The organism is Nocardia sp. CA-119907 (assembly GCF_050955995.1).
Lineage (GTDB): Bacteria > Actinomycetota > Actinomycetes > Mycobacteriales > Mycobacteriaceae > Nocardia.
The window spans coordinates 8241752-8265000 of sequence record NZ_CP192091.1 but is presented as its reverse complement, the minus strand read 5'-3'; the positions used below and the strand labels follow the sequence as shown (position 1 = coordinate 8265000).

Sequence of the window (23249 nt, the reverse complement as noted above, 5' to 3'; positions counted from 1 at the left end):
CGATAGCGGACTAGTACCGTGAGGGAAAGGTGAAAAGTACCCCGGGAGGGGAGTGAAATAGTACCTGAAACCGTGCGCTTACAATCCGTCAGGGCCTGCGCCTAGTTTACTAGGGTGGGTGATGGCGTGCCTTTTGAAGAATGAGCCTGCGAGTTAGTGGCATGTGGCGAGGTTAACCCGTGTGGGGTAGCCGTAGCGAAAGCGAGTCCGAATAGGGCGTTTTGAGTCGCGTGTTCTAGACCCGAAGCGGAGTGATCTACCCATGGCCAGGGTGAAGCGACGGTAAGACGTCGTGGAGGCCCGAACCCACTTAGGTTGAAAACTGAGGGGATGAGCTGTGGGTAGGGGTGAAAGGCCAATCAAACTCCGTGATAGCTGGTTCTCCCCGAAATGCATTTAGGTGCAGCGTCACGTGTTTCACGCCGGAGGTAGAGCTACTGGATGGTCTAGGGGGCCTACAAGCTTACCGAAATCAGCCAAACTCCGAATGCCGGTGTGTGAGAGCGTGGCAGTGAGACTGCGGGGGATAAGCTTCGTAGTCGAGAGGGAAACAGCCCAGATCGCCGGCTAAGGCCCCTAAGCGTGTACTAAGTGGAAAAGGATGTGGAGTCGCGAAGACAACCAGGAGGTTGGCTTAGAAGCAGCCATCCTTGAAAGAGTGCGTAATAGCTCACTGGTCAAGTGATTCTGCGCCGACAATGTAGCGGGGCTCAAGTACACCGCCGAAGCCGCGGCATTCACACAATACATCCGCACATCTCTACGGGGGTGTGTGCAGTGGTGTGGATGGGTAGGGGAGCGTCCTACAGCCTTGGAAGCAGCAGCGTGAGCTAGTTGTGGAGGCTGTGGGAGTGAGAATGCAGGCATGAGTAGCGAAAGACGAGTGAGAAACTCGTCCGCCGAATGACCAAGGGTTCCTGGGCCAGGTTAATCCGCCCAGGGTGAGTCGGGACCTAAGGCGAGGCCGACAGGCGTAGTCGATGGACAACGGGTTGATATTCCCGTACCCGTGTATCCGCGCCCAATGGCGAATCATCTGTGCTAACCATCCAAATGTGGAGGGATCTCCTTCGGGAGACCTGAAGCGGCTGCATGGGATCCTGGGTGTAGTAGTCAAGCGATGGGGTGACGCAGGAAGGTAGCTGGGCCAGTCAGTGGTTGTACTGGTGTAAGCCTGTAGGGAGAGCGGTAGGCAAATCCGCCGTTCATATATCCTGAGAGGTGATGCGTAGCCGATTGAGGTGAATTCAGTGATCCTATGCTGCCGAGAAAAGCCTCTAGTGAGTTGGTACACGGCCCGTACCCCAAACCGACACAGGTGGTCAGGTAGAGAATACTGAGGCGATCGAGAGAACTGTGGTTAAGGAACTCGGCAAAATGCCCCCGTAACTTCGGGAGAAGGGGGACCCGGTCTGGTGATGAGATTTACTCTCGGAGCTGGGTTGGGTCGCAGAGACCAGAGAGAAGCGACTGTTTACTAAAAACACAGGTCCGTGCGAAGTCGTAAGACGATGTATACGGACTGACGCCTGCCCGGTGCCGGAAGGTTAAGAGGACCGGTTAGCGCTTCGGCGCGAAGCTGAGAATTTAAGCCCCGGTAAACGGCGGTGGTAACTATAACCATCCTAAGGTAGCGAAATTCCTTGTCGGGTAAGTTCCGACCTGCACGAATGGCGTAACGACTTCTCTGCTGTCTCAACCACAGACTCGGCGAAATTGCATTACGAGTAAAGATGCTCGTTACGCGCGGCAGGACGAAAAGACCCCGGGACCTTCACTATAGCTTGGTATTGGTGTTCGGTACGGTTTGTGTAGGATAGGTGGGAGACTGTGAAGCAGGCACGCCAGTGTTTGTGGAGTCGTCGTTGAAATACCACTCTGGTCGTATTGGACTTCTAACCTCGGACCATGATCTGGTTCAGGGACAGTGCCTGGTGGGTAGTTTAACTGGGGCGGTTGCCTCCTAAAATGTAACGGAGGCGCCCAAAGGTTCCCTCAGCCTGGTTGGCAATCAGGTGTCGAGTGCAAGTGCACAAGGGAGCTTGACTGTGAGAGTGACAGCTCGAGCAGGGACGAAAGTCGGGACTAGTGATCCGGCACCGGCAAGTGGAAGCGGTGTCGCTCAACGGATAAAAGGTACCCCGGGGATAACAGGCTGATCTTCCCCAAGAGTCCATATCGACGGGATGGTTTGGCACCTCGATGTCGGCTCGTCGCATCCTGGGGCTGGAGTAGGTCCCAAGGGTTGGGCTGTTCGCCCATTAAAGCGGCACGCGAGCTGGGTTTAGAACGTCGTGAGACAGTTCGGTCTCTATCCGCCGCGCGCGTCAGAAACTTGAGGAAGGCTGTCCCTAGTACGAGAGGACCGGGACGGACGAACCTCTGGTGTGCCAGTTGTCCTGCCAAGGGCACTGCTGGTTAGCTACGTTCGGAAGGGATAACCGCTGAAAGCATCTAAGCGGGAAGCCTGTTCCAAGATGAGGTTTCTCACCACCCTCGAGTGGTTAAGGCCCCCCACAGACCATGGGGTTGATAGGCCAGAACTGGAAGCCCGGTAACGGGTGTAGGTGACTGGTACTAATCGGCCGAGGACTTACCAACAAAGAAGCTACGCGTCCACTGTGCGGTATCTGAAACAACACACAGACACCTGCTGTTCGATGAACAAAGAGATTGTTTCTTTGTTTGTCGTGGTGGGTGTGTGGATAGTTTCATAGAGTTACGGCGGCTATAGCGGTGGGGAAACGCCCGGTCCCATTCCGAACCCGGAAGCTAAGGCCACCAGCGCCGATGGTACTGCACTCGACAGGGTGTGGGAGAGTAGGACACCGCCGGAACATCCTGCGAAAGGCCCCCAACACAGTTGGGGGCCTTTTTGCGTTATGTGGTCTGTCCTTGTATGCGGTCCCGCATGTTTTGGAGCAATCTCACAGGGAACAGTCAGTCTGTGTGCGATTCGATCACGCATGATGGATAGAGACAGTAGGTAGTAGTCGACGCGGCATCCTTTAGCAGGGTCGACCCAAACGGAGGTGTTGATGGTCGCAGCGACGACAACCGCTGACCGCGCGCCGGTTGACCCCCTCAGACCGCTTCGCTCGAACTGGTGGCAACTGAGACTCCCGGCGACGTTCGGATATCTGGCGGCCCTTGTCGCTGTCACCGTGGTCTTCTCCGTGCTGAGTGATTCCGCGCAAACGCGGATGGTGCTGCACGCGAGCACGAATCTGCACAATCTGCTGAACGGTCGCTTCAGCACCGTGTTCTCGAGCGCGCTGGTGATCGGTGATGTCAGTGCCGCCTGGGTGCTGATCCCATTGCTCGGCTGTCTGCTCGCCCTTGCGGAGCTGCGCTTCGGCGCGGTGCATATGGTGCGTGTCTTCTTGGCCGGACATATCGGAGCCACGCTCCTTGTCGCCGTTGGCCTCTGGATCGCTATCGAGGCCGACTGGCTGCCCGCGAGTATCCGCTGGGCCCAGGATGTCGGGGTCAGTTACGGCGCCATGGCGCTGGTGGGTGCGATTGTCGTCGCCATCCCGCATCGCTGGCGTATCGCCTGGTCCACCGTGTGGTTCATCGTCGCGGCCGAGGGCGTGCTGATCGAGCAGACCTTCACCAACGTCGGCCACCTGGTCGCCTTCGGTATCGGAACAGCGGTCGGCTTCGGGATGATCCGGGCCAAGGCGGCGTCGACCCGCAGACTCACCAGGGTCGAATCCGGCCTGCTCGCCGTGAGCGCGATCCTCGCGGCCATCTTGCTCATGGGCTGACAGTCCGATGCCACAGGGCTGACGCCAGGCGGGACCGGGCACTCACCTACAGTGCTTGGGTGCGCCTAGTGATTGCTCGCTGTCAGGTCGACTACGTAGGGCGACTCACCGCCCATCTCGCCATGGCCCGCCGATTGCTGCTGATCAAAGCGGACGGTTCGGTCCTCGTGCATTCCGACGGCGGCTCGTATAAGCCGCTCAACTGGATGAGCCCGCCGTGCTGGTTGGAGGAGCGCGATGGTGACGCGGTACCGGAGGGTGCGAAGGCCTTCTGGGTGGTCACCAATAAGGCGGGTGAGGAACTGCGCATCACCATCGAGGACATCGAGCACGACTCCTCGCACGAGCTCGGTATCGACCCGGGTTTGGTGAAAGACGGTGTGGAGGCCCATCTTCAGGAACTGCTCGCCGAGCATGTGCAGACCCTGGGCCCCGGCTACACACTGATCCGCCGCGAATACATGACCGCCATCGGCCCGGTGGATCTGCTCTGCCGCGATGCCGACGGCGCCACCGTGGCCGTCGAGATCAAGCGCCGCGGTGAAATCGACGGCGTTGAACAACTGACCCGCTACCTCGAACTGCTGAACCGCGATCCACTCCTCGCTCCCGTCGCGGGCGTCTTCGCTGCCCAGCAGATCAAGCCGCAGGCCCGCACCCTCGCCGAGGACCGGGGCATTCGCTGCCTGACCCTCGATTACGACGCCCTACGCGGCACGGAGAGCAACGAATTCCGCCTCTTCTAGCCCTCTTTTCCACTGCACACGAATTGGCCCGGCGCTCATGGATTCGCCGCGCAAAGGCGTGCGCGGAGTAGGACGGACTGTGCGCGGTGTGCGCTGGGCCACGACCTAGGCTTATGCCATGCCCCGACGGAAACCGCGGACGGAACGCCAGGTGGGCCGCTCGCAGCCGGGCGGCTCGCCGATCGGTGATGTGTTCGGTCGGCGGGAGGCGGGGCCGGACAGCGACGAAATGTACATCGTGCGGACCATCCCGGGCAGTAGGGCGATCAAAACCTATCGCTGCCCGGGCTGCGATCACGAAATCCCGCCCGGGGTGGCACATATCGTCGCGTGGGCGGTCGACGACGGTGAGGACGACCGCAGGCACTGGCATCGCGGCTGTTGGAACGGCCGTCGGACACGGCGGATTACGCGTCGCTGGTCGTGAATGGGGTTGGGGCACTGAAGCGCCCGTGTCGCACATTAGGAAGGCCGCCCCGGTTCCGGGACGGCCTTCGGTGTGAATTCGGTTGGGGTGTTGCGTTTGTCGCCGCTCAGCCCGCCGGTGTCAGTTGCTGATTTCGGCGTTCTCGCGCTCGTCGGCGTCGATGTCGTCTTGCTCGGCCGAGACCTCGGGGATCGCCTTGGCGCGCGAACCGCCGGTGACCGACTTGGCGCCACCGCCGATCGACTTGCGCTGATCCGGAACACCGTCCAGCAGTTCGCTTTCCCGGTTGACCGCCGCGAGCATGGCGGGTACCGAGTCGAGCTGACCGCGGATACCGAGCAGCTGGGCGAGCACCCGGCCGCGCAGCACGCGCATCTCCTCGGCGAGTTCCTTCGCGTGCGCGATCTTGCGCTCGGAGGTCTGGGTGGCGGAGGTGATGAGGCGGTTGGACTCGTCGGTCGCGTCCTTGATCCGCTGAGCGGCCTCGGCGCGGCTGGTGGCCTCGAGCTCCTCCATGGCGCGGGTGAGCTTGGTGCGACGCTCGGCCATGGTGGCCTCGAAGTCCTGCTGGGTCGCCTTGCGCTTGGCGTCGGCTTCCTTGCCGAGACGGTCGGCTTCGGCCTGGGCGGCCTCGATGATCTTTGCGGATTCGGTACGCGCATTCGCGAGGGTCTGCTCGAATTCGATTTCGAGCGCCTCGCGCTTCTCCTTGGTCTCGGCGAGCAGCGATTCGTACTTACCACGCATTTCGGTGGCCTGCTGCTCGGCGATCGACACCATTTCCGCCGCCTCGGCCTGCGCCAGAGCGCGCACTTCGGAGGCCTCGTCGGAGGCCAGCCGCAGCATCCGAGAGATGCGGTCGGACATACCTTCCGCAGTGGTCGGCGGAACCGAAAGGCGATCGACTTCCTTACGGAGTTCGTCGATCTCGTCCCGCGCGTCCTCCAGCTGGCTGGCGAGGTTACGGGCTTGCGCCGCAGCGGCATCCCGATCTGTGGCGGTGACCCTTAACTCGGCATCGAAACGGTCGAAGTAGTTGCGTACCTCGTCTTGCGCATAACCCTTGCGCACAACGGTGAAGGGCAGTGCAACGAAGCGATTGCGATCGGACTCAGGTGACGACATGGCACACAAACTACAGCCTACTTGCACCTCATGGTGACTCGACCGCGAATGTGATCGGGACGAGTTTTTCAGGCCCGATCTTGATACTAGTGCGTAACATTCGAGTGCGGCTCGACCAACTCGATCAGCACACCGCCAGCATCCTTCGGGTGAATGAAATTGATGCGGGAATCCGCGGTTCCGTGCCGAGGGGCGTCGTACAGCAAACGCAGACCTCGATCACGAAGATACGTGGAGACGGCCTCGATATCGGTGACCCGATAGGCGAGTTGCTGAAGTCCCGGTCCGCTGCGATCGATGAACTTGGCGATTGTCGAATCCGCGTTCAGGGGCGCCAGCAACTGCAGAGCAGTCGCGCCGTCGGCTGCGCCGGGCAGCGACAGCATCGCCTCGTGCACACCTTGCGCCTCGTTGATCTCACGATGGGTCTCGATCATGCCGAGATTCTCGGCGTACCAGGCGATTGCGGTATCGAGGTCCGGCACGGCGATGCCGACGTGGTCGACGGCGATGACGTAGTCGCCGGGGATGAAGTTCGACGGGTCCATAACGTTGCTCACCACTCGAACGTAGCGCCTGATCGGACGCAGTCGGCCGGAAGGCCGTCATTGGTCCCTCGCGCTCGGTCGAGCGCAGGCGAGGGCGCCGCGTACCTGGAGAGAGTCGGTCGAGTGGGACAAGCTACCGTTGAGTACAGAGGTTGACGCCGCGTATGAGTCCGTGCAGTGCGGAGTGCGCGGCGCTGTTCCGATCAATGAATGCGAGGCTCGTCGTGACCACAACCGTGATCGTCTCCGGTGCGCGTACCCCGGTCGGTCGGCTGCTCGGGGGTCTGAAGGACTTCAGCGGTTCGGACCTGGGCGGGTTCGCCATCAAGGCGGCGCTGGAGAAGGGCGGCGTTGCGCCGGAGCAGGTCGACTACGTGATCATGGGCCAGGTGCTGACCGCGGGTGCGGGCCAGATCCCGGCCCGGCAGGCCGCGGTCGCCGCTGGCATCGCGATGGATGTGCCCGCGCTGACGGTGAACAAGGTGTGCCTTTCCGGCATCAACGCGATCGCGCTCGCGGATCAGTTGATCCGCGCCGGCGAGTACGAGATCGTCGTCGCCGGTGGCCAGGAATCCATGAGCCAGGCTCCGCATCTGCTCGAAAAGAGCAGGGAGGGCTTCAAATACGGCGATGTGACGATGCGCGACAGCATGGCCTACGACGGCCTGCACGACATCTTCACCGACCAGCCGATGGGTGCGCTGACCGAACAGCGCAACGACACCGAGCCGGTCAGTCGGGAGGATCAGGACGCGTTCGCGGCGGCCTCGCATCAGCGGGCGGCGGCGGCGTGGAAGAACGGCGTCTTCGATGACGAGGTCGTTCCGGTCGCGGTGCCGCAGCGCAAGGGCGATCCGGTCCTGGTGAACACCGATGAGGGCATCCGCGCGGACACCACCGCCGAATCGCTGGCCAAGCTGCGCCCGGCCTTCCGCAAGGACGGCACCATCACCGCTGGCACCGCATCGCAGATCTCCGACGGTGCGGCCGCGGTGGTCGTGATGAGCAAGGAGAAGGCGCAGTCGCTCGGTCTGAGCTGGATCGCCGAGATCGGCGCCGCTGGCGTTGTCGCCGGTCCGGACTCGACCCTGCAGGATCAGCCCGCCAACGCCATCGCCAAGGCCTGTGCGCGCGAAGGCATTTCGCCCGCCGAGCTGGATCTGGTCGAGATCAACGAGGCGTTCGCGGCGGTCGGTATCGCCTCGACCCGCAAGTTGGGCATCGATCCGGAGAAGGTGAACGTCAATGGTGGCGCGATCGCCATCGGTCACCCGCTCGGCATGTCGGGTGCTCGCATCCTGCTGCACCTGGCGCTGGAGCTGAAGCGGCGCGGCGGCGGTATCGGCGCGGCCGCTTTGTGCGGTGGCGGCGGTCAGGGTGACGCCCTGATCATCAAGGTCTAGTTCCGGTCTCCGTCGGCCCGGCATATACCGGGTCGACGGGTCCGCGGGCCGCGGTGTGACGAGTTCAACTACGACCTGTCGTAGCGGTCCGGCACAATGGTGGCCATGGGCAATTTCTTCGACTTGAGCACCGTGGCCAAGCGGTTCCGCTTCATCGCCGTGCTGGAGGCGATCTCCTGGGTCTTCCTGATCGTCGGCATGGTGTTCAAGCGCCTCCCCGAACCGGTCCTGTGGCCGGTCAAGGTGTTCGGGATGACGCACGGCGTCATCTTCATCCTGTTCGTCATCACCGCGATCCTCGCGGCCCGCGAGCTGGCCTGGAACACCAAGACCACGGTGCTCGCGCTGCTGTCCAGCATTCCGCCGTTCTTCACCGTGCTCTTCGAGGTGTGGGCGGTGCGCGCCGGCAAGCTCGGTGAGCTGAGCGAGGTCACTTCCGCGGACACCGGAGCCCCGGCGACTGCGTCGTAGCAGCGGGACTCGCGGGCTCTCCGTGGTTACGCAAGCTACCGCCTACGAGCCCTGAGCTCCCCCCGCCGCGACACCGTGACAAACTGGAAGCCGTGACTCGACCAGCTGCACGCCGCCCTTCGCCAGCCGTTGCCGCCGCTATGTCCGGTGCGGTGGATCTGTCCAGTCTGAAGCAGCCCCCGGCCGGTGCGTCGGGTGGTGGAGGCGGCGATTACGCCGTCTCCGAGGTGGACTTCGAAACGAAGGTGCTGCGCCGGTCGATGCAGGTGCCGGTGGTCGTCGCGCTGTACTCGCAGCGCAGTCCGGGCAGCGTCGAGTTGGTGCGCACGCTGGAGCGACTGGTCGCCGAAGGCGGCGGCACCTGGGATCTGGCCACCGTCGAGGCCGAGAGCAATATGCGCATCGCCCAGGCATTCGGCGTGCAGGGCATTCCGACGGTGATCGCCGTGGCGGGCGGCCAGCCGCTCGCGGACTTCCAGGGCGCCCAGCCGGAGCCACAGGTGAAGCAGTGGCTCAGTGCCGTCATCGATGCCGTCGCGGGCAAGCTCGAGGGCGACGGCGCCGCCGAGCCGCAGCCCGCCGATGACCCGCGTTTCGTCGCCGCAGAGGCCGCGCTGGAGCGCGGTGACATGGCCGGTGCCGAAGCGGCCTATGAGGCGATAATCGCCGCTGAGCCGGGCAATGAAGAGGCAAAGAACGCGCTGCGCCAGTTGCGCTTCCTGTCCCGTGCCCAGGCCATCCCGGACTCCGCGATCGCCACCGCGAACGCCGATCCGGCCGATATCGACGCCGCCCTCGATGCCGCCGATGTGGAGATGCTGCACCAGCGGCCCGATGCTTCGTTCGACCGGCTGATCACCGTGATCAAGAAGACGGCGGGCGACGACCGCACCAAGGCTCGCACGCGTCTGCTCGAACTCTTCGAATTGTTCGACCCGGCAGAACCTTTCGTGGTCGCCGCGCGCCGCAAGCTCGCCGCGGCCCTCTACTGACGGACGCGCCCCCGGGGAGTCATGGCTCGGGGGTCAGCCAGATGGCGCTGTTAGGGGGGAGGGCAACGGTGGCGGAGGCGGGGCGGCCGTGCCAGGGTTCGTCGGTCGCCTTGATGCCGCCGAGGTTTCCGATGCCGGAACCGCCGTATTCGACGGCGTCGGTATTGAGGATTTCGCGCCAGGTGCCGGTGTTCGGCAGGCCGACGCGGTATTCGCCGTGGACCGAGCCGGAGAAGTTGAAGACGCAGGCGATGACGGAGCCGTCGGAGCCGTAGCGCAGGAAGGCGATCACATTGTGGTCGCGGTCGTCGGCCTGGATCCAGGAATAGCCGCCCGGACTGGTGTCCTGGCTCCACAGCGCGGGATGGGCGCGGTAGACCGCGTTCAGATCCCGTACGGCGGTCGCAATGCCCTGGTGCAGTGGGTTTTCCAGTTCGTGCCAGTCCAGGCCGCGGTCGTGCGACCATTCCCGGAACTGGCCGAAATCCTGTCCCATGAACAGCAATTGCTTGCCGGGATGCGACCACATGTAGGCCAGCAGTGCGCGCACGCCCGCTGCTTTGGCGAAATCGTCGCCGGGCATTCTGGTCCAGAGTGTGCCCTTGCCGTGTACGACCTCGTCGTGGCTGATGGGCAGCACGTAGTTCTCGCTCCACGCGTACACCAGTGAGAAGGTGATCTCGTTGTGGTGCCAGGAGCGGTGAATCGGATCGCGACCCAGGTAGCCGAGGGTGTCGTGCATCCAGCCCATATTCCACTTCATGGTGAAGCCGAGACCGCCGACATCGGTGCCGCGGGTGACGCCGGGCCAGGTGGTGGATTCCTCGGCGATGGTGACGACGCCGGGATGATAGCGGTGCACGGTTTCGTTCAGGTCCTGCAGGAAGTCGACGGCCTCCAGGTTCTCCCGGCCGCCGTGCACATTGGGTTCCCAATCTCCGTCGGCGCGTGAGTAGTCCAGGTACAGCATGGAGGCGACGGCATCGACACGCAGTCCGTCGATGTGGAATTCCTCGATCCAATACCGCGCGTTGGCGACCAGGAAGTTGCGCACCTCGTTGCGGCCGAAGTCGAAAATATAGGTGCCCCAGTCGAGTTGCTCGCCGCGGCGCGGGTCCGCGTGCTCGTAGAGTGCGGTGCCGTCGAAGCGGGCCAGGGCCCATTCGTCGCGGGGGAAGTGGGCGGGCACCCAGTCGAGCAGCACGCCGATGCCCGCGGTGTGCATGCGGTCGACGAAGGCACGGAAGTCGTCGGGGGAGCCGAAGCGAGCGGTGGGCGCGTAGTAGGAGGTGACCTGGTAGCCCCAGGAACCGCCGAACGGGTGCTCGGCGATCGGAAGCAGTTCGATATGGGTGAATCCGGCGGCGTGCACGTAATCGGCCAGCTGGTCGGCCAATTCGCGATAGCCGAGGCTGGGCCGCCACGAGCCGAGATGTACCTCGTAGGCGCTCATCGGCGCGCGGGTCGGATCGGTGCGCTCGCGTGCGGCGATCCACTCGCTGTCGGACCAGGTGTAGGTGCTGTGGGTGACGACGGATGCGGTGGCGGGCGGCATTTCGGTGGCGAAGGCCAGCGGGTCCGCGTGATCGACGGTTCGGCCGTCCGCGCCGTGCACCCGGTATTTGTACTTCGTGCCCACCTCGACGCCGGGCACGAAGACCTCCCACACCCCGGAGGAGCCGAGCGACCGCATCGGCGCGGTATGCCCGCTCCATCCGTCGAAGTCCCCGATCACGGTGACGCCGCGGGCATTCGGTGCCCAGACGGCGAACGAGGTGCCGTCTACCTCGCCATCGAGGGTGGTGTAGTGGCGTGGATGCGCGCCGAGCACTTTCCACAGTTGTTCATGGCGGCCCTCGCCGATGAGATGCAGGTCCAGCGCGCCGACGGTGGGCAGGAAGCGATAGCCGTCCGCGCTGATGATCGTCTGCCCGCCTTGGTAATTGGTGACGATTCGGTAGTCCATCAGATCGGGATGCGGGACCACACCGGCGAAAATACCGTGCCCCAACGACTTCAGCGGATGCTCCACACCGCCGACCCGGGCGAAGACGGTATCGGCATGGGGGCGCAGCACTCGGATGACGGTGCCTTCGGGATGCGGATGCGCGCCGAGCACGGTATGCGGGTCGGTATGCGTGCCCGCCGCGAGCAGCATCAGATCGCGGCGCTTCATCGAAAGGTCCTGCGGAAGGCCAGTTCCGCGCGCGCCTGCTGCGGTACCGCAGGCAGTGTGAGGATATGGGCGACCGCGTGCGCCGGATCCAGCCGCACGTAATTCGTCTGCGCCCAGTGGTATTCCTCGCCGCTGACCTCGTCGAAAACCACCGGATGGTCATGCCATTCCCGGCCGATCGCGGGCAGATCGAGCGAGATCATGCCCCATTCGGCCGCATAGGGATTCAGATTCACCACGATCAGCACGGCGTCACCGCTGGCCGGATCGACCTTCGAATAGGCGAGTAGCGCGTCGTTGTCCACGTGGTGGAAGTGGATGCACCGCAACTGCTGTAGCGCCGGATGCGCGCGGCGGATCTCATTGAGTCGAGTGATCCACGGCTCCAGCGATTCGCCGCGCGCGAGCGCCTCGGCGAACGGACGCGGGCGCAGTTCATATTTCTCCGAATCCAGGTATTCCTCGCTGCCCGGCCGGACCGCCTGGTGTTCGAAGAGTTCGAATCCGGAGTAGACACCCCAGGTCGGGGCCATGGTCGCGGCGAGCACGGCGCGAATGGCGAACATGCCGGGCCCACCATGCTGCAGGCTCTCGTGCAGGATGTCGGGGGTGTTGACGAACAGGTTCGGTCTGGCCTCGTCGGCCTTGGCGGCCAGCTCGTTGCCGAATTCGGTCAGTTCCCATTTGGCGACGCGCCAGGTGAAATACGTATAGGACTGGCTGAATCCGCGGCGGGCCAGACCGTAGAGCCGGGCCGGTCGGGTGAACGCCTCGGACAGGAAGATCACATCGGGATCGGTGCGCCGCACGGTCGCGATCAGCCATTCCCAGAAGTCCGCGGGCTTGGTATGCGGGTTGTCGACGCGGAAGATCTTGACGCCCAGGCCGATCCAGTGCCGCACCACGCGCAGGATCTCCGCGTACAGACCGTCCGGCTCGATGTCGAAGTTGACCGGGTAGATGTCCTGGTACTTCTTCGGCGGATTCTCGGCGTAGGCGATGGTGCCGTCCGGGAGCGTGGTGAACCACTCCGGGTGGGCGGCGACCCATGGATGATCCGGTGCGCACTGCAGGGCCAGGTCCAGGGCCACTTCGAGGCCGAGTTCGGTTGCGGTGGAGACGAATTCGGCGAAGTCGGCGGCGGTGCCGAGTGCGGGATGGACGGCGTCGTGTCCGCCGTCCTTCGAGCCGATCGCCCATGGGGAGCCGACATCACCCGGTTCGGCGGAGAGCGCGTTGTTGCGGCCCTTGCGGTTGATCTCGCCGATCGGGTGGATCGGCGGCAGGTAGATCACATCGAAACCCATGCTGGCAATGCGCGGCAATTCCTTTGCGGCGGTGGCGAAATTGCCGTGGATCGGGTTGCCATCGACATCGCGGCCGCCCGTCGAGCGCGGGAAGAACTCGTACCACGAGCCGTACAGCGCGCGTTGGCGTTCCACCAGCACGGTGTGCTGCGGACCGCGAGTGACTATGTCCCGCAATGGCGTAGCGCGCAGGATCTCGGCGACCTCGGTGCCGAATGCGGGCGCGACGCGAGCGGGCAACTGCTCATCGCTGCGCAGCGCCGCCGCGGCCGCGCGCAGCCGCTCGAACTGCTTCTTGGGTACGGCCTGCGCGGCCCGCTCGAGCAGCCGGGCGCCGAGTTCGAGGTCGTTGTCCAGATCGGCGGCGCTCTGTCCGACGGCCAGCTTCGCCTCCACCGCTGCCCGCCAGGTGGCGATCGGATCCCCCCAGCCCTCGATGCGGTAGGTCCACGCGCCCGGTTGGTTGGGCACGAAGGTGGCATTGAAGACATCCGGCTCGAAATCCGGCGTCATGCGAATGCGGGTGGTCCGCGCCGATCCGGGGCCGCGCACCGCGAGCGTGGCGGAGACGGCCTCATGCCCCTCGCGCCAGACCACGGTGCGCACCGGAAAGACCTCGCCGACGACGGCCTTGGCCGGGCGGCCGCCCGGTATGGACGGGGCAGTGTCATCGATGGCGATGCGGCCGGTCACGTCGACCAACCTACCGGGTGCGGGGCGGTTGGTCGGGATCAGCGTGCGTCGGCCGCCAGACCGAGGCCGAGCGCGACCAAGATCGCGCCGAGGGCGCGTTCCACCCGCTGGCGGATGCCGGTGCGCCGCAGCCAGGCCCCGGCCCGATCGGCTGCCAGCACGATGCCGACGCACCAGGCCGTATCGATGACCAGCTGGATGGCCGCCAGGATCAGCACGGTCGGCAGCACCGGGCCGGTCGACGGCAGGAACTGCGGCAGGATGGTCAGGCCGAAGACGGCCGCCTTCGGATTCGCGGCGATCGAGATCAGCGATGCGCGAAAGGCCGAGCCGGGGGTGCGGCCGGTGGGCAGCATCTTGGTCATCGTGGCGCCGAATTCGTCGTCGCCGCGCGCCCCGCGCCAGGCCTGTACGCCGAGCCAGATCAGCACCAGCGCCCCGATGACGTGCACCGCGGTATTCATGAACCGGTTCGCGACCAGCAGCACCGACAGACCCGCGCCACCGGCGAGCGTCCACCCGAACACGCCTATTTCGTTTCCCGCCACCGCGGCCAGACCCGCCGCGCGACCGTCGCGCACCGCGCGCTGGAGGAACAGTGCCGTCGCGGGTCCGGGCAGGGCGGCCAGGATGAGACAGGCCAGCAGGAACTGTGGGAGCACATCGATCCAGTGCGGCATCAGCCGATGCTGCCATTGATGCCGGGGTTGCCGCGACCGATATTCCGGCGGGTGCCGTATGCATCGCACCGCGACGGACCCGGCGTCAGTGGTCCCGTCGTCAGGTCTGTGAGCGGGTCCGCCGGTGTGTGTGGACAGGTGACCTGGGTCGCTGTGGCCACCCGGGGACTCGGCATTCGGTAGGGTTCCGCACGTGAAGGCACTCCGTCGTTTCACCGTCCGTGCCCATCTGCCCGAGCGTTTGGCGGCCCTGGGCGAACTTTCCACGAATCTGCGCTGGTCGTGGCATTGGCCGACGCAGGATCTGTTCGCCGAGCTCGATCCCGAGTTGTGGCGCGAGGTGGGCCGCGATCCGGTGCGGATGCTGGGGGAGGTGCCCGCGGCGCGGCTCGACGAGTTCGCCGCCGACGCGGACTATGTCGGCCGGGTGGACGCTGCGGCCGCGGATCTGCGCGACTATCTGACCCGGCCGGGTTGGTTCCAGCGGCAGACCGACGAGCCGGTGCGCGGTATCGCCTACTTCTCGATGGAGTTCGGTGTCACCGAGGTACTTCCGAACTATTCGGGCGGGCTCGGGATTCTCGCCGGTGATCATCTGAAGGCTGCCTCCGATCTGGGGTTGCCATTGATCGGCGTCGGATTGCTGTACCGCTCCGGCTATTTCCGACAGTCGCTGACCGCGGACGGCTGGCAGAGTGAGCACTATCCGGCGCTCGACCCGCAGGGGCTGCCGCTGCGGTTGCTGACCACCGACGGCGCGCCGGTGCTGGTCCACGTGGCGATGCCCGACCAGCGGGTGCTGCGGGCGCGGGTGTGGATCGCGCAGGTCGGGCGGGTGCCGCTGCTGCTGTTGGATTCCGATATTGCCGAGAACGATCCGGAACTGCGCGCGGTCACCGACCGGCTCTACGGCGGTGATCAGGACCATCGGATCAAGCAGGAAATCCTGGCCGGTATCGGCGGGGTGCGGGCAGTACGCGCATACACGCGTGCGGCCGGACTGCCGGATCCCGATGTGTTCCATATGAACGAGGGCCACGCCGGATTCCTCGGTGTCGAGCGGATCCGTGAATTGGTTTCGACCGGACTCGATTTCGATACGGCGCTGGCCGCGGTGCGGGCGGCGACGGTGTTCACCACGCATACTCCGGTGCCCGCGGGTATCGATCGGTTCCCGATGCCGTTGGTGCGCAGGTACTTCGGCGGCGGCCACGGTGAATCCGAATCCGCCATGCTGCCCGGGCTTTCCATCGACCGGATCGTGGCGCTGGGTCGCGAAGCCGATCCGTCGGTGTTCAATATGGCGCATATGGGTCTGCGACTCGCGCAGCGCGCCAACGGTGTTTCCAAACTGCACGGCGAGGTGAGCCGCGCGATGTTCGCGCCGCTGTGGCCCGGATTCGATGCGACCGAGGTGCCGATCGGATCGGTCACCAATGGTGTGCACGCCCCGACCTGGGCGGCGCGGGAATGGTTCGACAAGGCACGCGAATACATCGGACCCCAACTGGTCGAGGAGGCGCGGGGCTGGGAGAAGCTGCGCGATATCGATCTGGCCGAACTGTGGTCGACCCGGAATACCTTGCGCGCCACCCTTGTCGCCGAGGTGCGGCGCCGGGTGCGGGCCTCCTGGTTGGAGCGCGGTGCCGCATCGGCCGAATTGGATTGGGTCGATGGCGTTTTCGATCCGAATGTGCTGACCGTCGGCTTCGCCCGCCGGGTGCCGACATACAAGCGGCTGACCCTCATGTTGCGCGATCCGCAGCGCTTGCGTGCGCTGCTGCTGAATCCGGATCGGCCGATGCAACTGGTCGTCGCGGGTAAGAGCCATCCGGCCGACGACGGCGGTAAGGCGCTGATTCAGCAGGTCGTCCGCTTCGCCGACGATCCGGAGGTGCGCCACCGCATCGTCTTCCTGCCCGACTACGACATGTCCATGGCTCGCTACCTGTACTGGGGTTGCGATGTCTGGCTGAACAATCCGCTGCGTCCGCTGGAGGCCTGCGGCACCTCCGGGATGAAGTCCGCGCTCAACGGCGGACTCAACCTCTCCATCCGCGATGGCTGGTGGGACGAGATGTACGACGGCGAAAACGGTTGGGCCATACCGACCGCCGACGGCGTCTCCGACGAACACCGTCGCGACGACCTCGAGGCGGCCGCCCTCTACGATCTCTTCGAACGCACGGTGGCGCCGCGGTTCTACGACCGCGATCGTTCCGATATGCCGGTGCGCTGGGTCGAGATGGTGCGCCACACCCTGGAAACGCTCGGGCCGAAGGTGCTGGCCTCCCGCATGGTCCGCGACTATTCGGTCGAGTACTACGCGCCCGCCGCGGTCGCCGGGAAACGTGCGAGCGCCGACGAATTCGACGGTGCCCGGGCGATTTCGGAGTATCGCCGCCGAGTGGAGGCCGCGTGGCCCTCGGTCAAGGTGATCCAGGTCGACAGCGCGGGCCTGCCCGACACCCCCATCATCGGCGCCGAGCTCTCCCTGTCCGCCCGTATCGACCTCGGCGGCCTCACCCCCGCCGACGTCACCGTACAAGCCGTACTCGGCCGCGTCTCCCCGACCGACGACCTCTCCGACATCACCACCTTCCCCATGGCCCACACCGGATCCGACTCCGGCACATACCTTTTCACCGTCGAAACCCCGGTCCCCCTCTCCGGCGCCGTCGGCTACACGATCCGCGTCCTCCCCCATAACGAGTTACTCGCCAGCGACGCCGAACTGGGCCTGGTCATCGCTCCGAGCGCCTGATCGGCCACACCCCGCCGAATCCGCCGTGCGGTGATCTCGGCAACCCCCGGCGCATCTCGACCGGAAACGCGATGTCCCCCCGACTTCCGATCTACTCGGAGGTTTTGGCGAGTTGGACCAGGCCCTTGGCGTCCCAGGGGAGGGGGCCGGTCGGGAAGCTGAAGCGGAGCATGCGATGGGGGGCGGTGGCTTCGAAGTGGAGGGTGAAGGCGGGGAGGATGCCGTGGATTATCTTGTCGAGTAGGCCGTTGATATGGGCGAAGCTGGGCTTGGCTTTTACCTGCCAGGCGTCGAATTTGCCCGCGGGGACGTCTACGGAGGTGCGTCTTTCGACCTTGACCTCGACCGGCCAGTGGATCGAATAGGCGAGCCAGAGGTTGATCGTGGCCTTGGCGCCCTTGGTGAAATCCAGGCCGCGGAAGGTGGTGGCGCCGCCGAGTAGGGAGGTCAGGGGGCTGGGGAAGGGTTCGACCTTGCCGCCGAACTGGAGGTGCGCGGTGCCGTCGAAGTTGCCTTCCTCGCGGCTGACCAGGGTGTCGCCGAATGTGCTCTCCGCGACGTAGCTGCGGGTGGAGAGGAAGCCGCCGGTGCGGTCGAAGATCTGCTCGACCCGCATAGCGAAGTCGTTGGCCATATCGAATGTCAGCTGGGTGCGGTAGGCGTCATCGCCGTCGTGCTCGACCAGCGACGTTACCTGGTACTCGGTCGGATCGGTGCCAACGGTCGCCACATACTGGGACAGTTCGCCATCGACAATGCCGGGATCGCGAAAAGTATTGCGCACGTTTACTTCCCCTCAAATGGTCCAGGCTGCTGACGCGAGCGCCGATGCGCACGGAACGCCGTGCGAAGTTAAGTTAGATGAATCTGTCTGAGATGGCTACCGTGATGCTGCTCACGAATGCTCGCACCGGCCCATTGGGGCGAGTTCTCGGATCCAGTGAACTGTCGGCTACCGTGCCCCTGGCACCCTCGTACTTATTTTCGACTGGAGAAACCCATGGTCACCGACGTTCTGAGCCGAACCCGAGGACGTTTGGACGCGTACTTCGGCATCAGTTCGAACGGCTCGACCGTAAAGCGTGAGCTGATGGCTGGAACGATCACCTTCCTGGCCATGTCCTACGTGCTCGCGGTGAATCCATCGGTACTCGGCGACCAGGGCGCGCTCGGCGCCAAGGGCATCCCCATGCAGGCGGTTTTCACCGCGACGGCCGTCGCCGCGGTGTTCGGCACGCTGGTGATGGGCATCTGGGCCAAATATCCGATCGCGCTCGCGCCGGGTATGGGCCTCAATGCCTTCTTCGCCTACTCGGTGGTGCTCGGGATGGGAATCCCGTGGCAGGCGGCGCTGTCGGGCACCTTCCTGTCCGGGGTGATCTTTTTCGTGCTCGCGGTCACCAAGGTGCGCGAGCGCATTCTCAATGCGATTCCGATGCAGATGAAGCTGGCCGTCGGCGCGGGCATCGGCATGTTCGTGGCATTCCTCGGCCTGAAGAATGCGGGCATCGTGGTCAATAGCGACGCCACGCTGGTCACGCTCGGCGACTTCACCAAGGGCACCACCCTGCTCGCGCTGTTCGGCCTGGTCATGACCGTGGTGTTCTTGGTCATCGGCTGGCACGGCGCGGTGCTGTACGGCATTGTGCTCACGGCGGTGGTCGGCGTCATCAGTGGTCTGGTGGATCTGCCGCACGGTGTCGTCGCGATGCCGAGGGGGCTCGAGCACACCTTCGGTCAGGCGATCATCCATCTGCCGGACGCCTTCACCGGCCAGATGGCCGTCGTCATCCTCACCATGCTGTTCGTCGACTTCTTCGACTGCTCCGGCACCTTGATCGGCGTGGCCAACCAGGCCGGGTTGCTCGATAAGGACGGCAAGTTGCCGCGCGCGGCCAGCGCCCTCGCGGCCGATTCGGTGGGCACCATGGCGGGTGCGGTCATCGGCACCTCCACCACCACCGCCTATGTCGAATCGACCGCGGGTGTCTCGGCGGGCGGGCGCACCGGCATGACCGCCGTGACCACGGCGGGTTGGTTCCTGATCGCCATGTTCTGCTACCCGATCTTCGCGGTCGTCGCGGGCTCGGCCGCCATCACCGCGCCCGCACTGATCGTGGTCGGTGTGCTGATGGCCCGTGCGCTCGGCGAGATCGACTGGAACCGGCTGGAGTACTCGATCCCGGCCTTCATCACCGTCATCATGATGCCGCTGACCTACTCGATCGCGAACGGACTGGCGATGGGGATGCTGTTCTACCCGATCGTCATGACCGCGAAGGGGCGCGTCAAAGAGGTGCATCCGGCGATGTGGGCGCTGCTGGTGATGTTCCTCGGGTACTTCTTCTTCCTGGCGGAATAACACCGAGGATCGCGCGGTTGGGCTGCACTGTGCGATAATCGGACCGCAGTCCGTTTCATTGCCGAGGCTAAACAGTCACTGTTCGAACCGATGCAGGGATGAGGACCAGCATGACCAACAACCGCACGCTCGAGCGCCCAGGCGGCTCGAGTATCACGACTCTCGACAACTCCGCCGCCGATCTCGGCCTCTTGGTGCTGCGCGTCGTCTTCGGTGGCCTGCTCGCTGCGCACGGCAGCCAGAAACTGTTCGGCTGGTTCAACGGCGTTGGCTGGAGCCGCAATGCCGCCACCTTCGATTCGATGGGTTACAACCCGGGCAAACTGTTCGGCACGCTCGCCGGACTGAGTGAATTCACCGGCGGCATCCTGTTGCTGCTCGGCCTGCTGACCCCGCTGGCCTCGGCCATCGTATTGGGCACCATGATCAACGCGATCAACACCACCTGGCACGGCGGCCTGATGAGCGGCAAGGGTTACGAAATGCCCCTGCTGTTCGCCACCGTCGGCGCGGTCGTCGCTTTCACCGGCCCCGGCAAGTTCTCCCTCGACAGCGGTCGCCCGTGGCGGCGTCAGGGCGTGGTGTGGGGCATTGCCTCGATTGTGGTGGCCGTGATCGCGGCCGTCGTCACGCTGATCCTCAAGTGGACGCTCTGATCCGGCAGTACGTGCGGCGCGGCGACCGAGGCGGGGTTGCCGCGCCGCTGCTTTATCTGGGGCCCAATTGATTTCACGCCGCGTCGGGGTGTGAATGCAGGACCAGGACCGTGGTGGCGCCGTGATGGAATTCGTAGCGGGTTTCTCGGAGCGAGGACCTGATCCCCTTGTCGTGCAGTTCTTTTCGCAGGTGCGCGACCAGATCGTCCTGGCGGGCGCCGGTGTGATCGACGAGCGGGTAGAGGCGGGTTTCGGCGGTGGACACCCTCGACAGTTCGAGCAAGGAAGCCAGATGGAAATCGGGGTCGAGGCGGTCGGCGTAGGTGAAGAGCAGATGGGAGCTCAGGACCAGGTCGAAACTGTTGTCGGGGAAGGGCAGCGACGGTAGCCGGGCCGCGACGTAACGATCGCGATGGGTGGTGAGGTCGGTGCCGAAGCGAGCCGCGGCGGCGAGGCGTATTCGTCGGTGCTGTTGTGGATCGCCATAGAAGTCCCAGCGGTAGCGGTCCAGATGCGCTGTTGCCCAAATGTTTCCGCGATCGGTTTCGGATCGGGCGAGGTCGCGCAACTGCTCCGCGGCCAGGGCATAGATCGGGTCCGCCGCGATGACGGTTCCGCCGAATTCACTGGCCTCCGCCGTGAAACTTGCTGCGCCGCCGGGACAGTCGAGGATGCGTCCGCTGAGGTCGGCATCGGTGAGTGCGAAGATCGCCCGGTATTCGGCCAAAGATCTTGCGCTGATCAAGAATTCGCCGAGAGTGTCGATATCTGGCTGGTGCGTCATTGAGAAACGGTCTCATGTGGGGATCGGCCGCGACAGGGGTTCATGGTGTCCCCGCGCCGCGTGCAGGGCTTGGCGCGGGGACCGCCGATACGTCCGGTGTGGGAATTGGGGGGTCCACCGAAGTATCGAATCTCAACTTACTTCTGTATGGAAATAATGGACCATTTTGTGAGTGGTGTCACAGTTCGACCTGATCAGGCGCTGGCGGCGGTCAGGCGCCGGAGTGCTTTGGTGACGACTTCCGGATCCGAGGTCTCCCAGTACGGCGGCAGTGAGGCGCGCAGGTATCCGCCGTAGCGTGCGGTCGCCAAACGCGAATCCAGGATTGCCACGACACCGCGGTCATCGACGCTGCGCAAGAGCCTGCCGGTGCCCTGGGCCAGCAGCAATGCGGCGTGATTGGCCGCGACGGTCATGAAGCCATTGCCCCCGCGCGACTCCACCGCGCGCTGCCGCGCGGTCAGCAGCGGGTCGTCGGGGCGCGGGAACGGGATGCGATCCAGAATGACCAGGCTCAGCGACGGGCCGGGCACATCGACGCCCTGCCACAGCGACAGCGTGCCGAACAACGAGGTCTCCGGGTCGTCGGCGAACTTGCGCACCAGTGCGCCGGTCGCGTCGTCCCCTTGACACAGAACGGGCGTGTCCAGCCGCTCGCGCAGTGCCTCGGTGGCCGCGCGTGCGGCGCGCATCGAGGAGAACAGACCGAGGGTGCGGCCGCCTGCCGCCGTGATCAGCCGCTCGATTTCGTCGAGATAGGCCGGTGCCAAACCGTCGCGGCCGGGGGCGGGCAGATGTTTGGCGACATACAGGATGCCGGACTTGGCATGGTCGAACGGCGAACCGACATCGAGCGAACTCCAGCGCACGGTATCGGCGTCCGAGGGCGCCTCGGCGCCGTTCGCGGCCGCGGTATCGCTGCGGTTGGCCGATTGCGCGGGCAGGCCCCAGGTGATGGCGAGTCCGTCGAAGGAGCCGCCGATCTGCAAGGTGGCCGAGGTGAGCACGACGGTGGCGGTGCCGAAGAGTCTGCTGCGCAGTAGCCCGCCCACCGAGAGCGGCGCCATTCGCAGTGTGCGCCGGGCGACGCCGCGGATCTCGTCCGCGGCGAGCCAGATGACATCGTGGCGTTTGGCCGGATCGGGTTCATCGAACGCGGTCAAGGCGCGCACGGCACTGTCGTGCACCTCGTCGATGGCGGCCAGTGCCTGGGTGCGGGCGGCGGCGCTCTCCGGATCGCCCTGGGCGGTGGTGCCGCCCTGCGGCGCGAGCGCGGTGCGGGCATTCCAGGCGGCGTCACGCACCAGCGCCAGCACCGGCGCGATGCCATCGGGCAGGGCGTCCCAGCGGGCGGCGGGCAGTTCGTCCAGCACCGTGTGCCAGGCCTCGGCGGCCTCCTCCAACCGGTCCACTTCCTGCTGGTCGATGAGTTTGGCGCAGCGCCGGGCGGCGGCGCTGATCGCCGAGGCGGCCAGTTCGGCGGTGGCCACGCCGGTGACCCGGTCGACCAGCTCGTGCGCCTCGTCGATGACGACCACATCGTGTTCGGGCAGGACCTGGATGCCGCTGATCGCGTCGATGGCCAGCAGTGCGTGATTGGTCACCACCACATCGGCCTGCGCCGATTCCGCCCTGGCCCGCTCGGCGAAGCAATCCTGACCGAACGGGCAGCGCGACTTGCCGAGGCATTCCCGCGACGACACGCTGACCTGCCGCCAGGCCCGGTCGGTGACGCCGGGGACGAGCTCGTCCCGGTCGCCGGTCTCGGTATCGGAGGCCCATTCGTTGAGCCGCTGCACCTCCCGGCCGAGCCGTGAGATGGCGAACGCGTCGAAGAGTTCGGCCTCCTGCGGCTCGTCCGGAATCGCGCTATTGATCTTGTTCAGGCACAGATAGTTGTTGCGCCCCTTGAGGATCGCGAATTTCGCGGCCCGGCCCAGCGGCTTACTCAGCGCCTCGGCCAGTCGCGGCAGATCCCGATCGACGAGCTGACGCTGCAGTGCGATCGTCGCGGTCGACACCACCACCGTCCGCCCGGTCCGCACCGCATGACGCAGGCTCGGCACCAGATACGCCAGCGACTTCCCGGTCCCGGTCCCCGCTTGCACCGCGAGGTGCTCCTTGGCAGCGATCGCATGGTCCACCGCCGCCGCCATCGTCAGCTGCCCGACGCGCTCCTTCCCGCCGAGCGCATGCACAGCGGTGGCCAAAAGCTCGGGGACGGGCGGCAGTTCGGGCACGCGACGAGCCTACTGCGTGGAACCGACAGAGATCACCGCCCGATCCGGTCCGCGCGGTGCTTCGCACACCTTCGATGCGCCATCCCGGCGTGTCCTGCGGCAGGT

The 23249-nt window shown here is 65.1% G+C and carries 17 protein-coding genes and 2 rRNA genes (1 of these 19 cut by a window edge); 11 read left to right on the top strand and 8 right to left on the bottom strand.

Annotated elements, in window-relative coordinates; genetic code table 11:
• The 5 genes from ACQP2D_RS37300 to ACQP2D_RS37280 form a co-directional block, all read left to right on the top strand.
• A 23S ribosomal RNA gene (locus tag ACQP2D_RS37300) occupies window positions 1-2601 on the top strand; it begins 532 nt to the left of the window's first position.
• Between the two features lie 119 nt (window positions 2602-2720).
• Window positions 2721-2837 (top strand): 5S ribosomal RNA (gene rrf, locus ACQP2D_RS37295).
• Between the two features lie 201 nt (window positions 2838-3038).
• Window positions 3039-3770 carry a rhomboid-like protein gene (locus ACQP2D_RS37290; protein ID WP_433680615.1) on the top strand — a complete coding sequence of 244 codons (732 nt, stop codon included), beginning with the start codon at window positions 3039-3041 and terminating at the stop codon, window positions 3768-3770.
• A 59-nt stretch (window positions 3771-3829) separates the two neighbouring features.
• On the top strand, window positions 3830-4516 hold the full coding sequence (gene nucS / locus ACQP2D_RS37285; RefSeq protein WP_433680614.1) for an endonuclease NucS: 687 nt from the start codon (window positions 3830-3832) through the stop codon (window positions 4514-4516).
• A 118-nt stretch (window positions 4517-4634) separates the two neighbouring features.
• On the top strand, window positions 4635-4943 hold the full coding sequence (locus ACQP2D_RS37280) for an ATP/GTP-binding protein (RefSeq protein ID WP_433680613.1): 309 nt from the start codon (window positions 4635-4637) through the stop codon (window positions 4941-4943).
• A gap of 120 nt (window positions 4944-5063) precedes the next feature.
• On the opposite strand, the gene ACQP2D_RS37275 is transcribed toward ACQP2D_RS37280, so the two are convergent.
• Window positions 5064-6068, bottom strand: coding sequence for a hypothetical protein (locus tag ACQP2D_RS37275; protein ID WP_433680612.1), 1005 nt, complete (start codon window positions 6066-6068; stop codon window positions 5064-5066).
• Window positions 6069-6154: 86 nt separating this feature from the next.
• The gene (gene mce, locus ACQP2D_RS37270; protein WP_433685883.1) at window positions 6155-6616 is read right to left on the bottom strand and encodes a methylmalonyl-CoA epimerase; all 462 of its coding nucleotides are present in this window, start codon (window positions 6614-6616) and stop codon (window positions 6155-6157) included.
• A 224-nt stretch (window positions 6617-6840) separates the two neighbouring features.
• On the opposite strand from mce, the gene ACQP2D_RS37265 reads away from it, so the two are divergent.
• The 3 genes from ACQP2D_RS37265 to ACQP2D_RS37255 all read left to right on the top strand — a co-directional run bounded on the left by ACQP2D_RS37265 (window position 6841) and on the right by ACQP2D_RS37255 (window position 9482).
• Window positions 6841-8019, top strand: coding sequence for an acetyl-CoA C-acetyltransferase (locus tag ACQP2D_RS37265; RefSeq protein WP_433680611.1), 1179 nt, complete (start codon window positions 6841-6843; stop codon window positions 8017-8019).
• Window positions 8020-8124: 105 nt separating this feature from the next.
• Window positions 8125-8490, top strand: coding sequence for a DUF3817 domain-containing protein (locus tag ACQP2D_RS37260; protein WP_433680610.1), 366 nt, complete (start codon window positions 8125-8127; stop codon window positions 8488-8490).
• A gap of 140 nt (window positions 8491-8630) precedes the next feature.
• Window positions 8631-9482, top strand: a complete 852-nt coding sequence (locus ACQP2D_RS37255; RefSeq protein ID WP_433685882.1) for a tetratricopeptide repeat protein — start codon at window positions 8631-8633, stop codon at window positions 9480-9482.
• 19 nt (window positions 9483-9501) lie between these two features.
• Here ACQP2D_RS37255 and glgB read toward each other — a convergent pair whose 3' ends face one another.
• Genes glgB through ACQP2D_RS37240 form a run of 3 tightly spaced genes read right to left on the bottom strand, consistent with a single transcriptional unit; the run spans window position 9502 to window position 14338 of the window.
• Window positions 9502-11658 carry a 1,4-alpha-glucan branching protein GlgB gene (glgB, locus tag ACQP2D_RS37250; RefSeq protein WP_433680609.1) on the bottom strand — a complete coding sequence of 719 codons (2157 nt, stop codon included), beginning with the start codon at window positions 11656-11658 and terminating at the stop codon, window positions 9502-9504.
• A complete protein-coding gene (locus tag ACQP2D_RS37245; protein ID WP_433680608.1) occupies window positions 11655-13658 on the bottom strand; it encodes an alpha-1,4-glucan--maltose-1-phosphate maltosyltransferase in 2004 nt (667 codons plus the stop codon). The genes glgB and ACQP2D_RS37245 overlap by 4 nt, the downstream gene beginning before the upstream one ends.
• A 38-nt stretch (window positions 13659-13696) precedes the next feature.
• Window positions 13697-14338 carry a LysE family translocator gene (locus ACQP2D_RS37240; protein WP_433680607.1) on the bottom strand — a complete coding sequence of 214 codons (642 nt, stop codon included), beginning with the start codon at window positions 14336-14338 and terminating at the stop codon, window positions 13697-13699.
• A 193-nt stretch (window positions 14339-14531) separates the two neighbouring features.
• On the opposite strand from ACQP2D_RS37240, the gene glgP reads away from it, so the two are divergent.
• Window positions 14532-17102, top strand: coding sequence for an alpha-glucan family phosphorylase (gene glgP / locus ACQP2D_RS37235; RefSeq protein WP_433680606.1), 2571 nt, complete (start codon window positions 14532-14534; stop codon window positions 17100-17102).
• Window positions 17103-17193: 91 nt separating this feature from the next.
• Here glgP and ACQP2D_RS37230 read toward each other — a convergent pair whose 3' ends face one another.
• Complete coding sequence (locus tag ACQP2D_RS37230) at window positions 17194-17886, bottom strand: hypothetical protein (RefSeq protein WP_433680605.1); 693 nt, start codon at window positions 17884-17886, stop codon at window positions 17194-17196.
• A 216-nt stretch (window positions 17887-18102) separates the two neighbouring features.
• Between ACQP2D_RS37230 and ACQP2D_RS37225 the strand changes: the two genes are divergently transcribed.
• Together ACQP2D_RS37225 and ACQP2D_RS37220 are read left to right on the top strand one after the other, a co-directional pair.
• A complete protein-coding gene (locus tag ACQP2D_RS37225) occupies window positions 18103-19464 on the top strand; it encodes an NCS2 family permease (protein ID WP_433680604.1) in 1362 nt (453 codons plus the stop codon).
• A gap of 110 nt (window positions 19465-19574) precedes the next feature.
• The gene (locus tag ACQP2D_RS37220; protein ID WP_433680603.1) at window positions 19575-20120 is read left to right on the top strand and encodes a DoxX family protein; all 546 of its coding nucleotides are present in this window, start codon (window positions 19575-19577) and stop codon (window positions 20118-20120) included.
• 73 nt (window positions 20121-20193) lie between these two features.
• Here the strand turns inward: ACQP2D_RS37220 and ACQP2D_RS37215 are convergent, their stop codons facing one another.
• On the bottom strand, window positions 20194-20904 hold the full coding sequence (locus ACQP2D_RS37215) for a methyltransferase domain-containing protein (protein WP_433680602.1): 711 nt from the start codon (window positions 20902-20904) through the stop codon (window positions 20194-20196).
• A 194-nt stretch (window positions 20905-21098) separates the two neighbouring features.
• Window positions 21099-23144 carry an ATP-dependent DNA helicase gene (locus tag ACQP2D_RS37210; RefSeq protein WP_433680601.1) on the bottom strand — a complete coding sequence of 682 codons (2046 nt, stop codon included), beginning with the start codon at window positions 23142-23144 and terminating at the stop codon, window positions 21099-21101.
• Window positions 23145-23249 lie beyond the last annotated feature (105 nt).